Here is a 12,565-nt window from a genome sequence, read left to right as displayed (position 1 = left end):
AAGGCTGCCTGAAAAGGCAGCCTTACTTAAACATACGCTATGCCATACATAAGACTACTCTTTTTACTTTGTGCTCTTTTCTTTGTTACCGCCTGCAGCGATTCTGAGGATAGCCCTGTTACGCCGCAGCCAGAGATAGAGACCGAAGTAGTACCCTTACAAGCTTCCTTACCGGAGGCTGTTTTTACAGATCCGGCCAAGGTGGCTGCAGCCACAAACTCTACCGAAATTCTGGACAGACTCATTGCGCTTATCGATGCAAGCCCGGAAGGCTCGTCCATACATATCGCTATCTACCTGTTTGACTACGCTGATCTTGTGGATGCGCTTGAAAGAGCAGATGCCCGCGGGGTGAAGCTGCACCTGATGCTGGACCTGAGCAGGGAGGACAGCGAGAAAACCAATCCATATGCCATCAACCAACTGAAAACAAAACTATCAGAAAACGCTGAGCTGGTTGTAGTGGATAGCGATGCAGGCACTATTGCCATCAACCATAACAAGTTTGCCCTTTTCTCAGAGCTCATCACCGAAACAGGTAAAGCCAATCACGTGGTGCTGCAGACATCCCATAACTTTTTGCTCTCCGGTGCCAGAAAAATGCAGGATGGTGTAATACTAACCCACGGAGGGTTATACGAGGCCTATCAGACCTATTGGCAGGACATGAAAAAAGGTGCCCAGCAGGGGATGAAGGACTATGACTATAAGGAGTTTCATGATGCTGCAACCGGAGTTTCGGCTTACTTCCTTCCAAAGCGACGGGATGGGGAATCCTACGGGGAAGACGCAATCATTGAGTTTCTGAATAAAATAACGGATCCGGCTTCAGCGGTTATCCGGATCGGAATGTCTGACTGGACAAGCACACGCATAAACATAGTGGATAGGCTGGGAGAGCTTGTAGACCAGGGAGCCAAAGTTGAACTGGTGGTTAAAAGCAGTATCAGCGAAGATGTTCTCAGCGGACTTCGGGTGCTTGAGGGGAAAGGGGCTTACCTGAAAGTATACAACATGACAGAGTCGGGCCAGCAGAAGATAAACATCCACTCCAAGTTCATGCTGATCGAAGGGCAGTGGGAGGGTAAAAACGCACAGGTTCTAATCACAGGCTCGCATAACTTTACCAATAACGCACTTCGCTACAACAACGAGGCAATTCTTTTGCTGAAGGACCATGAACACTACAGCAGTTACACAGCCTTTTTTGAGGCCTTAAAAGCTATTCCCGGGCTATAAACTCTAACTGACATACCATGAAAAGAAGAAAATTTATCAATAATATTTTGCTGCTGTCAGGCGGGTTAGTGCTGAGTGCTGAGGCTGCATTTGGCCTTAACACGGCAGTTAAGAATAAGGTTAAGGGTACAGTAAAAGCGCATGGGAAAGGTATTGCCAATGTCACTGTTTCGGATGGCTTTCATGTTGTGCAGACAAACGCCCGAGGCAAGTATAAGCTCCCGGTAAGCAGCCAGTCTGAGTTTGTCTTTATTTCAATTCCGGCAGGGTATGCCTTGCCAAACGAGAATGGAATTGCCAGGCATTACCAGCGGTTATCGGAGGGTGATGACTGGTATAATTTTGAGTTGACTGCCCTGCAGCAGGACGATACGAACCATAAGTTTATAGTATGGGCCGACCCTCAGGTAAGAAACGAGGAGGATGTGCAGCAAATGCTTAACCAGTCGGTGCCGGATGTGCAGCAACTGGTGCAATCGTTTGGGGCGGGTGCGCTGGTGCACGGCCTGACGGTAGGGGACATTGTGTGGGATAGGCACCAACTGTTCAAGAGCTACGAAAAAGCAGTGGGCAGTACGGGCATCCCGTTCTTCCAGGTGCTGGGCAACCACGATATGGACCTTGATCAGGGAGGCGACGAAGTTTCTGATAGAACCTTTAAAAGCCTGTATGGCCCTACCTACTACTCATTTAACCGGGGCAAGGTGCATTATGTAGTGCTGGATGACGTGCGCTACTCCGGCGAGGGTAAAAAATACGACGGGCATGTTTCGCAACAGCAGCTGGACTGGCTGAAAAAAGACCTGGCCTTCGTGCCAAAAGATCATCTGGTAGTGCTGTCAGCCCATATTCCGATACACCGTGGGGTAGAGAACAGGCAGGAGTTGCTGGATATGCTGAAAGGCTATCAGGTGCATATCATGACCGGGCATACCCATTTTAACCAGAATATAGTGGCAGAGGGTGTGTATGAGCACATTCACGGCACCCTGTGCGGCGCCTGGTGGACAGGCCCTGTCTGTAGTGACGGCGCACCGAGAGGCTATGGCGTGTACGAAGTAAAGGGCAACGAACTTAGCTGGTACTACAAGTCCACAGGGTTTGAGCAGGGGCACCAGCTGGTGGTGCAGGTAGAGGAGGCAGAGGGCCAGAAAACCATGATAGCCAATGTATGGAACTGGGACCCGGAGTGGAAAGTAGAGTGGTGGGCTGATGGCAACTACATGGGAACGCTGGAAAACTACCTGGGCTTAGACCCGCTGGCCTACTCCTTATACTTTGGAAAAGAGAAGCCGGCCAAGCGCGGTTTTGCAGAGCCATTCGAAACGGACCACCTGTTTAAAGCACATCTCGCTGAGGATGTGAAGACACTTAAGGTTGTAGCTACCGATCGTTTCGGAAACAAGTATGAGCAGTCTGCAAAGGCTACAGTTTCTTAAGATCACCTATAATCATAAACAAGTATACTTTTTCAGATGAAGAGATATTTAAACATTGCGTTTGCAGCCCTTATACTTGCCGGCGGTTGCAAGAGCAGCGAGAACACCGCCAAACATAAAGTACCGCTTCCGGCTTTTGACACTGAAGGACATCGGGGTGCCCGGGGCCTGATGCCGGAGAACACCATTCCTGCCATGATCAAGGCCATTGATTTGGGCGTGACTACCATTGAAATGGACTGCCACATTACCAGGGACGGCAAGGTGGTGGTAACGCACGACCCGCACATCAGCCATTTGTATGCGCGTACGCCGGAAGGCAAGGATTTCTCGAAAGAGGAAAGCCAGCAGTACACTGTTTACCAGATGAACTACGAGGACGTGCGCCAGTTCGACACCGGCACGAAGCATTATGAGCTCTACCCCAGGCAGCAAAAGATCAAGACCCACATTCCTTTACTCTCTGAACTCATAGATTCTGTGCAGACTTATCTGAAGGCTAACAACCTGCCACAGGTGTTCTACAACATTGAGGTAAAATCAAAGGAAGGAAAAGACAATGAGTATCACCCGGAGCCAGCCAGGTTTACGCAGCTTGTAGTGGAGCAGGTAGAGCAAAAGAACATCACGCCTTATGTCATCATCCAGTCTTTTGACAAACGGGCTTTGCAGGCGCTGCACCGGCAGTACCCGCACATCAGGGCTTCCTTGCTGGTGAGTAACCAGGATTCTTTTGAGGAGAATATAAAGCAGCTGGGCTTTACGCCAGATGTGTACAGCCCGAACTATAAGCTTGTGACGGAGGAGCTGGTGCAGAAATGCCATGAGCAAAGCATCAAGCTTGTGCCCTGGACCGTGAACACGGCTGAGGATATAGCCAGGCTCAGGGAAATGGGTGTCGATGGTATCATCTCAGATTACCCGGATTTGTATAAAAGTCAGCAATAGCAAAGTATAGGCAGGATTAAAAGATGCATTAGAATACAAGTAATTCAAAGTATGAAATTGATAACTAAGTTTATGTGGGCTGGTTTCTTTACTGCTAGTGTTGCAGTGCTTCCGAACACGGCAACGGCACAGGGGGAGGCTGCCTGGGACAGCACCTACAGGCCTTCTACTTACCAGGTGCAGGTAGACCAATTCAGGGCATACCCAAACTCACGTAAAGACATTGTTTTTTTAGGTAACAGCCTTACAGCGCATCCGGATTGGAGTGAGTTATTGGATGCAAAGCACGCCAGAAACAGGGGAATTTCAGGGGATATTACCTATGGCGTGCTGGAGCGCCTGGACGAGGTAACAGAAGGGAAGCCCTCCAAAATATTCCTGCTGATCGGGATAAACGACATCTCCAGAAGTATCCCGGACAGCCTGATACTGAACAACTACAAGAAGATTGTAAAAAGGATAAAAACGGAAACCCCGGCTACCAAGCTGTACATCCAAACCTTGCTGCCTACTAACAATAACTTCACGAAATTTAAAAGGCATTACAACAGAGAGGAAAATGTGTATTGGCTTAACAAAGAGCTGAAGAAGCTGGCTGCCGAGGAGAAGATAACGCTGATTGACCTGCACCCGGAGTTTGCCGATAACGAAGGCCGGCTGATCGAGGCATACACGCACGACGGCCTGCACCTGACCCACGAAGGATATAAGAAGTGGGCAGAAATCCTGAAACGTGGAAAGTATATTAAATAGCATACTATAAATACATGTAAGCCAGCTTTTGAGCTGGCTTATATGTATTTATAGCAAACCAGTGCCTTACACAATAGTAACTTTTATACCCATTCCTTCAAGTGTTCTCACCACGTAATCAGACACACCCCGGTCGGTAATTATCTGATCGATATCATCAAACCCACAAATCCTTCCAAAGCCTCTTTTCCCAAACTTGGTAGAGTCGGCCAGCACAATTGTTTTCTGGGATGCCATTATCATCTGGCGGTTCAGGTGAGCCTCTGTTACATTGGTGGTTGTCAGACCAAACTCAAGGTCAATGCCATCTACCCCCAGAAACAGTTTGCTAAAAGAGAAGTCAGGTAAAACGCTCTCTGCATAAGTGCCGGTAACGGAAGATGAACTTCTACGGAGCAAGCCGCCAAGCTGAAATACTTCAATCTCAGGGTGTTTGATCAACTCCAACGCAACGTTGAGGGCGGAGGTCATAACGGTTAAGTTGCTCTTTGGCTGTATACTTTTTGCTAAAGCCAGTACCGTTGTGCCCGAGGCTATTAGTACGGAGTCGTTGGGTTCCAGTAACTTAGCGGCCGTACTCCCGATACGCATCTTCTCCGAAGACTGAATCTTTTCCTTTTCGTTAACGGAGCGGTCGATGGTATAAGGATTGTGTAAGGTGGCGCCCCCATGGGTTCTGAATAGCAGCCCTTTGTCTTCCAGTAACTTAAGGTCCTTGCGAATAGTGACAGAGGAGACATCCAGGTCGGCACATAAGTCGGTAACATTAACCTTCCCTTCCTTCTGTAGTTTGTTAATGATTTGCTGGTGTCTTTCAGCTATATTAATCATAGAGTGTGTTGAAGCTGTTCGTGTTTTACTTTCAGAAACTAATAAGTATACAGGGGAGACAATTTTTTTCCTTAAAAGTTTGGCTATAGAAAGTATAAAGCGAATATAGCTAAAATCATCGGATAGTTACTTATCAGGTGTTGCGTTAAAGCAGTTCCTTTTTAAATTAGTAGGGCCCTTTTCGCACTGGCTGTGCCTTGCTAGGCCGATGATGGTAAAGACCGTTGTGTGCCCAGGCTAAGGAAGAGAAGAGGCGGGGCATTTTTAGGGTAATTATTAACCCTGCACATCAATTTAAAGTATAGCTTTGCAGCTAACACCTGAAAGGAACTAATAGATAATACGTGTTTGTCTAAAACAAGCATCAAGTATATACCTTTACAGAAAACGCACACATGATCCTGTTCGAGAACAGCATAGTGAAGTTAGATTACGACCCGGCAACGGATATAGTAGAAATAGAATACCCTGATCTGCACGGATTCCTCCTGCCCGAGATAAAGCACACCATCACCATTTTAGTAGACTATATCAGAAACTATGATGTGAAGCGGATGCTGCTGGACTCCACCAAAACGATGGTTTCTGTGAGCGAAGAGGAGAGCCGGGAGGTGGCCATGACGTTGGCGGCAGGGGTGATGAAAACCCGGGTGGAGAAAGTGGCAAGGGTGCAGTCGCCGAGCGAGGCGGTGGAGCAGACAAGTGAACGGAATATCCACCACCTGAAGCAGACGCAGCAACTGCCCTTTGAGCTTCGTAACTTCACGAGCAAAGCGGAGGCCATAGCCTGGCTGAAAGGGCAGCAGGCGTAAGCATTGCAAAGTTTTCCCTGCTGCAAATGCGCAGGTATGCAGTAAAAATGAAGGACACAAAATTGGAGGGTAAAGACGCGTTGAAAGAAGACTATATGCACGGCTCTATATTCGTTTTGCTGAAGCGATTTATAGAGAGCTCCTATAACTACAGTACCTGGGTAAACCTGCTGGAGGCGGCAGGTGTAACAAAGCCTGTGTACGAAATGCAGAACATGTACCCTACCCGGGATCTGGTGGCCATTGTATACGCGGCAGCGGCCCATAGCGGTGTGCCTGCCAACGACCTGCTGGAGCAGTTTGGCGAGTTTCTGGTACCGGACCTGCTGCTGGTGTTTAACAAGTATGTGCAGCCGGAGTGGCGTACCTACGAGATGCTGTTGTACACAGAGGCGTCGATGCATGGTGCCGTAAGGCGCTCAGATAGCAGAACCAACCCGCCGCTACTGCTCATAACCAAAAAAGGCAGCCGCCAGCTTATTGTGGATTATCACTCAAAGCGCAGAATGGCTGGCATGGCTGTGGGCATCATCAATGGTATTGCTAGGTACTACAACGAGAGCGATGTCGTGCAGGTGAAGCGCCTTACACCCGTGGACGAGGAACGCGTGCAGATTCATGTGGACTTCTTAAACAGGTAATGCCAGGCCAGCGCCAATATTTATACTTATCAGTTACACAGGGTCAGTTTTGGTATCAGACTGGGAAGTGTAAAGTATAGGCACTACCCTTGAACTTGTAGCTGCTGCACTTCCTGCCACTCTGCAAAGTGTAAATTTGTACGTTACCTGTGCGGCGGGCACTCCTCCAGAAGCTTTTCTACTTCTTGCATAGTATAGCGCTCGTTGTTGTTGTCGAAGTTTGTTTGGATATAATTCAGCAGATTGGTGATGTGGTCCTCGCGCAGGTTCTCAACGCCGGGCATCTCCTTGTTGTACTCCACGCCGTTCACCACAACAGAGCCATCCATGCCATGCCGGATAATGCAGGGAAGCTCATCGCGATGCGTCTGCAGGTAATCGGCCTGGGCCAGGGGCGGGATCAGGCCTTTCAGTCCGCTGCCATCTTCCATGTGGCAGCTCTGGCAGTGCTGCTCGTAGAGGCGCTTGCCCTCGTCTTTTTTCCTGGTGAAGCACTGGGTAAGGGTGGTGAGGGCAAAAGCCCCCATAGCCACCATTACAAGTCTATTTTTTCTCATCCTTCTTCTCGTTCAGCAGCAGCGGAATGTCCTGTATCAGCTTATCCACCGATTCTTCCTTGGTGCCATCGTAAATGCCACGGATATAGCGTTCACCATCCACAAGTATAAAGTGTCCGCCGTGGGTAAAGCCCCCTTCCACGGCCTCATCCTCCTGGGCAGGCACCAGGTACTTCATGGCGATATCGTAGATGCTGTCTTTGTCGCCGGTGAGCAGGTGCCACTTCTCCGTTTCAATCTCCAGCCTGTCGGCGTAATCTCTCAGTACAGCCACGGTGTCGTGCGCCGGGTCTATGGAGTGGGAGAGGAGCATGACGTTCGGGTTATCCTTGTAGGCCTCGTACACGCGCAGCATCTGGGTCTTCATTTTAGGGCAGATGGTGGGGCAGGTGGTGAAGAAGAAATCCGTGACGTAGATTTTTCCGGCCACAGTTTCCTGGGTTACGCGCTGGCTGTCCTGGTCTACAAATGCGAAGTCTGGTATCTGGTGGTAAATGGTATCCACTACAGTTTCGCCGTTCACGGTGCGTTCCACGGGCTCGCGCTCGCCGTAGATGGGCAGGGTGTTTTGCGAGGTGCTGTTATCGCAGCCATAAAAGCCGGTGGCGGCCACTGCGAGGGCTGCGGCGGCTAGTCCGTTTTTCAGGCTGATGCTATTTCTCTTGCTCATACTTTGTGATTGTTGCCTGGGCAGCCTCTATGGTGCTGTCCATAATGGTTTGTACTTGTTGTATTTTGATTAGCTCCTGCTGCAGGTATTGCATGGCCTGCTCGTGCTGCAGCGTGTCTGGCGCCCTGTACTGGCGCATCCATTGCATCATGGCCTCGTCCGCCTTATCCAGGCCGCTAAGTTCCTGCTCCAGCGGAAGTATGGCCGTGCTGTCGGCCTGCTGTGCTGCCAGCGTATCGCGTGTGCTGCGCAGGTTGCGGCGCAATTTATGGATGTTATCCATCTTTGCCATGGCCTCGTCGTGGATAGTCATTACCTGGCTTTGCAGTTCAGCCTTTTTCTCCTCTTCGGAAGGGGCGCTCTGGCAACCCGATAACAGGGCCAGCGGCAGGGCAAAAAGTATAAGATATTTTTTCATGATGATATTGCAAAGTAAGGGGCAGCGCAAAGTATGGCTCCTATAGCCCCCGGTTCTAAAATGATTTTACAGGCAAAAAGGTTTATATTTTGGCGCTGGCGCAAAAGCGGCCTCATCGGGCAAAGTAATTTGTAAACGGTGCTTTAAACCTGCCGGGGCGGGTGGAAAGGCGCGGGAAGTATGGCCGTACTGATACGGGGCGCAAGCATGACCGGCGTTTTGGCTGAGGCAACGGCAGGAGGGGCGGGTAGTACAACGAGCAGGTGCGGCACATCCTCCACGGACTGGTAAATACTGACTAAACTAAGCATTGCCTCCTTCTGTTTCTGGCTCTGGTGCAGTTGCGCCAGGTTTTTGCGTAACTGGCACTTGCCGTGGCATTGCAACTCAGGTTTGTCGCGGTTTATACAAAGCACCTCCGAGATGTAGGTATAGTCCAGCTGGTAATGCACCACCGGCGCCAGGTAGCGGAAGGTTGTCAGGAGGTAGACAACCAATAAACTGAGGCCGATAACATAGCTGCGCCACATGCTGCAAAGGTATGGCTACAGGCCGGCAAGTGCAAGTATAAACTCCAGCGCACAGAAAAGGCCCGGCATTTGCCGGGCCTGTGGTAGCTGCCAGGTTGCCGGGAGTTAGGCCGGAACCGTAATCTCTGAGTGCAAGGCCTGGGCTATCTGGTTGTACTGGCCCTCTGAAATGTGGTCGCGCAGAAAGGCCATCACGTCCTGGAAAGCATAAAAAGCATGGTCCAGCGTCGGGAAATCGGCCTGATCGGCGCCGGAGTCTTTGCTGCGGATAAACTCCAGCCACTCGTCTTCGTGGCGGATGCGCACCGGCTCGTGCATCGAGAAGCCATCATAGTAAATGCCCTTCCAGATAATAGGCAGCTGGGCCCCGAAATGGATGGCCTCGCCTGTGGGGATGCGGTCGCGGATGGCGTGAAGTACCGCCCTAAAAATGCGCGAGGCCTTATTCTCATCATCAATGCCCAGGTACGTACACAGCCCGTGCAGCCAGGTTTTACCGTCTTTCAAATAATTCTCAAAGTTCATAGCCATAGTTTGTCTTCGTTTAATAAATGGAACATACATTAATAGAAAACGGCCAAGCTTGGGCAGGGTTATATTGGCGAACCATAAAGCCACCGCGCTCACTATTTTTTGAAGAGGCTGATGAAACAGTAGCGGGAGTAGCGCTGGCGGGCGTTGCAGTGCACCGCCGAAGGGTACACTTAAGCCACCGCATAGTATAAGTAACGGCCGGAAAATGGTAAGCCTATTTTTATACTTGAAAGTGGCCGGATAGCTGAATTCCTCCGCCTGTAAACAACCCACGGTTAATGGTTAATCTACGGCATTGTACAGCACCATTATTTTTGTGTTTTTTAGAGGGTAAAACAGGTGTTATAGGCACTATTGGTGTGTGTAATTTGTTTAAATTTAGTAACTTATGCTTTAAGTAAGGAGCCGCTCTGCTCATCAGTCGGAGCGACCCTTTTGCACTGCTTTTAAAAGTATAGTTTAAACGAAATAAAAGTGGTAATTTTACCTATTCAATCTACCCTGATACACAAATGAGTGAAGTAGAAGAAAAATCATTAGCAAACGATTATTCAGCAAATAGCATTCAGGTACTGGAGGGTCTCGAAGCAGTTCGTAAGCGCCCTGCCATGTACATCGGCGACATTGGCATTAAAGGCCTGCACCACCTGGTGTGGGAGGTGGTGGACAACTCCATTGACGAAGCCCTTGCCGGCCATTGCGACGAAATCTCAGTAACCATCAACACGGATAACTCCATCACGGTGTCGGACAACGGCCGTGGCATCCCGACGGACTTTCACCAGAAGGAAGGCCGCTCTGCCCTGGAGGTAGTAATGACGGTGTTGCACGCCGGTGGTAAGTTCGATAAAGATACCTATAAAGTTTCCGGTGGTCTGCACGGTGTGGGCGTATCCTGCGTGAACGCGCTCTCCACGGACCTGCACGTAACGGTGCACCGCAAAGGCAAGATATACGAGCAGCACTATAACATTGGTGTACCGGCCTACCCGGTGCGCGAGATCGGCGAGACCGACAGAACCGGTACCACGGTAACGTTCCAGCCGGATGCCTCAATCTTTACCAGCACCGAGTATAAGTATGATACCATTGCCAGCCGCCTGCGCGAACTGGCGTTCCTGAACAAGGGTATCCGCATAAACCTGAAAGACCTGCGCGAGTTAAATGAGCAGGGCGAGCCATTGTCAGACTCTTTCCTGTCGGAAGGCGGTTTGAAGGAGTTTGTAACCTACCTGGACGATGCGCGCGAGAACCTGATTCCGGAGCCGATCCACGTGGAAAGCGAGAAAAATGGTGTGCCGGTGGAGATTGCCCTGCAGTACAACACGTCTTATACCGAGAATATTTTCTCGTATGTAAACAACATCAACACCATTGAGGGCGGTACGCACGTGGCAGGTTTCCGCCGCGCCCTTACCCGTACCCTGAAAGCCTATGCCGAGAAATCAGGCATGCTGGACAAAGTGAAGATTGATATTGCCGGTGATGACTTCCGCGAAGGATTGACAGCGGTTATCTCTGTAAAAGTGGCAGAGCCGCAGTTTGAGGGACAGACCAAAACCAAGTTGGGTAACTCTGAGGTGTCCGGGGCTGTGGATACGGCTGTGGGCGAAATGCTGAACGAGTACCTGGAGGAAAACCCAAGAGAGGCACGTACCATTGTAAACAAAGTTATACTTGCTGCCCAGGCCCGTTTTGCTGCCCGCAAGGCCCGCGAAATGGTGCAGCGCAAGAACGTACTCTCCAGCACCAGCCTGCCAGGTAAGCTGGCCGACTGCTCGGACAACAACCCGGAAAACTGTGAGATTTACCTGGTGGAGGGCGACTCTGCGGGTGGATCTGCCAAGCAGGGCCGCGACCGTAAGTTCCAGGCTATTCTGCCGCTGCGCGGTAAGATCCTGAACGTGGAGAAGGCGCAGGAGCACCGCATCTACGAGAACGAAGAGATTAAGAACATGATCACGGCGCTGGGCGTGAGCTTCGGTACGGCCGAGGACGACAAGGCCCTGAACATGGACAAGCTGCGTTACCACAAGGTTATCGTGATGACGGATGCTGACGTGGACGGCTCACACATTCGTACCCTGATTCTGACCTTTTTCTTCCGTTATATGAAGGAGCTGATCGAAAAAGGCTATGTATACATTGCATTGCCTCCGCTGTACCTGGTGAAAAAGGGCAAGGAAGAGCGTTACTGCTGGACCGAACAGGATCGTATCGATGCGATCCAGGAACTGGGCAAAGGCAAGGAGGAAAGTGTTGGCGTGCAGCGCTACAAAGGTCTGGGTGAGATGAACCCGGAGCAGCTCTGGAACACTACCATGGACCCAGGCACCCGCAGCCTTAAGCGCGTGGATATTGAATCCGCTGCCGAGGCCGACCACCTGTTCTCGATGCTGATGGGCGACGAGGTAGGCCCACGGCGCGACTTTATCGAGCGCAACGCCAAGTATGCCCGCGTAGACGTGTAACGCTTCGGCTATAGTAATAACTTAGAGCGGCGGCTATACTTTAAAGTATGGCCGCCGCTTTTTTATTTATAAAATGCTATATTGAGTAGTTGATTTTAGCAGGTGAATGAATAAGTAACTCCGCACATAGTGCAGATAAGCGTATGTTGTAGTTTATACAGTGGTTAGCAGTGATACAGAAAATCAATGATGCTTTTTTTAGCTTTATTTTTCGTATGGATACCAACCTTTATAGTGCCACCGAGTCACAAATATTTAAGAAATAAGACTGTCTATATCTGTTGCATTATAATAGCAATCTTAATTATAGGTGTATCTGCGGCAAACTATAATCAGAATCTTTCTCCTATCGAAAAATCCCATATCCCATTGTATATAAGCCCATTAGTCTTTTTGATTTTGTACAAAGTATTTGATAAGATAGTGCAAAGAAGACTTAATAGGCATATGTATTTTTGGATGAAGTACATAAGAAACAAAGAATCCTTGGAGCAAACCAGATTAGAGTGGTTACTTCAAATGGTACTTGTATTTGTTCCTTTGATTTGTGAAGCAATCTGGCTTTTCTTTTTTAAATAGCATTAAAAAAGAAGGAATACTACTAATCGAGTAGACGGCCCCGCCACCGTTAGGTAGCGGGGAGCGCCTCTCACACCACTGTACAAGCGGGTCTCGCATACAGCGGTTCGTTAAGTTGTGGAGCTACTTCCCTGTAGTAGTCG

At 49.7% G+C, this 12,565-nt stretch carries 13 protein-coding genes; 7 read left to right on the top strand and 6 right to left on the bottom strand.

Annotated elements, in window-relative coordinates; translation table 11 throughout:
• Positions 1 to 39: 39 nt before the first annotated feature.
• The 4 genes from OO017_RS07540 to OO017_RS07525 are packed head-to-tail and all read left to right on the top strand — an operon-like array spanning position 40 to position 4,379.
• Positions 40 to 1,239 (top strand): phospholipase D-like domain-containing protein, encoded by a 1,200-nt coding sequence (locus OO017_RS07540; RefSeq protein ID WP_266051860.1) that lies wholly within the window; start codon positions 40 to 42, stop codon positions 1,237 to 1,239.
• Positions 1,240 to 1,256: 17 nt separating this feature from the next.
• Positions 1,257 to 2,678: a calcineurin-like phosphoesterase C-terminal domain-containing protein gene (locus OO017_RS07535; RefSeq protein ID WP_266051859.1), complete on the top strand. Its 1,422-nt coding sequence runs from the start codon at positions 1,257 to 1,259 to the stop codon at positions 2,676 to 2,678.
• Positions 2,679 to 2,714: 36 nt separating this feature from the next.
• A complete protein-coding gene (locus OO017_RS07530; RefSeq protein ID WP_266051858.1) occupies positions 2,715 to 3,626 on the top strand; it encodes a glycerophosphodiester phosphodiesterase in 912 nt (303 codons plus the stop codon).
• Positions 3,627 to 3,677: 51 nt separating this feature from the next.
• Positions 3,678 to 4,379: a GDSL-type esterase/lipase family protein gene (locus tag OO017_RS07525; RefSeq protein ID WP_266051857.1), complete on the top strand. Its 702-nt coding sequence runs from the start codon at positions 3,678 to 3,680 to the stop codon at positions 4,377 to 4,379.
• Positions 4,380 to 4,445: 66 nt separating this feature from the next.
• Here OO017_RS07525 and agaR read toward each other — a convergent pair whose 3' ends face one another.
• Positions 4,446 to 5,210, bottom strand: coding sequence for a transcriptional repressor AgaR (gene agaR / locus OO017_RS07520; protein WP_304608452.1), 765 nt, complete (start codon positions 5,208 to 5,210; stop codon positions 4,446 to 4,448).
• Between the two features lie 395 nt (positions 5,211 to 5,605).
• Here agaR and OO017_RS07515 point away from each other — a divergent pair, with 395 nt between their 5' ends.
• Both OO017_RS07515 and OO017_RS07510 read left to right on the top strand, forming a co-directional pair.
• Positions 5,606 to 6,022, top strand: a complete 417-nt coding sequence (locus tag OO017_RS07515; RefSeq protein WP_266051856.1) for a hypothetical protein — start codon at positions 5,606 to 5,608, stop codon at positions 6,020 to 6,022.
• A 47-nt stretch (positions 6,023 to 6,069) separates the two neighbouring features.
• Complete coding sequence (locus OO017_RS07510) at positions 6,070 to 6,663, top strand: heme NO-binding domain-containing protein (protein ID WP_266051855.1); 594 nt, start codon at positions 6,070 to 6,072, stop codon at positions 6,661 to 6,663.
• A gap of 143 nt (positions 6,664 to 6,806) precedes the next feature.
• Here OO017_RS07510 and OO017_RS07505 read toward each other — a convergent pair whose 3' ends face one another.
• The 5 genes from OO017_RS07505 to OO017_RS07485 all read right to left on the bottom strand — a co-directional run bounded on the left by OO017_RS07505 (position 6,807) and on the right by OO017_RS07485 (position 9,369).
• On the bottom strand, positions 6,807 to 7,220 hold the full coding sequence (locus OO017_RS07505; protein WP_266051854.1) for a c-type cytochrome: 414 nt from the start codon (positions 7,218 to 7,220) through the stop codon (positions 6,807 to 6,809).
• Positions 7,207 to 7,890, bottom strand: a complete 684-nt coding sequence (locus OO017_RS07500) for an SCO family protein (protein WP_266051853.1) — start codon at positions 7,888 to 7,890, stop codon at positions 7,207 to 7,209. Before OO017_RS07500 ends, OO017_RS07505 begins: the two co-directional genes overlap by 14 nt.
• On the bottom strand, positions 7,874 to 8,308 hold the full coding sequence (locus OO017_RS07495) for a hypothetical protein (RefSeq protein ID WP_266051852.1): 435 nt from the start codon (positions 8,306 to 8,308) through the stop codon (positions 7,874 to 7,876). The genes OO017_RS07500 and OO017_RS07495 overlap by 17 nt, the downstream gene beginning before the upstream one ends.
• Before the next feature lie 143 nt (positions 8,309 to 8,451).
• Positions 8,452 to 8,838, bottom strand: coding sequence for a hypothetical protein (locus OO017_RS07490; protein WP_266051851.1), 387 nt, complete (start codon positions 8,836 to 8,838; stop codon positions 8,452 to 8,454).
• A 105-nt stretch (positions 8,839 to 8,943) separates the two neighbouring features.
• Positions 8,944 to 9,369 (bottom strand): DUF2267 domain-containing protein, encoded by a 426-nt coding sequence (locus tag OO017_RS07485; RefSeq protein ID WP_266051850.1) that lies wholly within the window; start codon positions 9,367 to 9,369, stop codon positions 8,944 to 8,946.
• 515 nt (positions 9,370 to 9,884) lie between these two features.
• Here OO017_RS07485 and gyrB point away from each other — a divergent pair.
• On the top strand, positions 9,885 to 11,843 hold the full coding sequence (gene gyrB, locus OO017_RS07480; RefSeq protein WP_266051849.1) for a DNA topoisomerase (ATP-hydrolyzing) subunit B: 1,959 nt from the start codon (positions 9,885 to 9,887) through the stop codon (positions 11,841 to 11,843).
• The last annotated feature ends 722 nt before the right edge of the window (positions 11,844 to 12,565 follow it).

The sequence above is a fragment of the Pontibacter anaerobius genome, assembly GCF_026241195.1.
GTDB classification, from domain to species: Bacteria; Bacteroidota; Bacteroidia; order Cytophagales; family Hymenobacteraceae; genus Pontibacter; species Pontibacter anaerobius.
The sequence above is the reverse complement of the archived record's forward strand: the minus strand, read 5'-3'. Positions and strand labels throughout refer to the sequence as shown.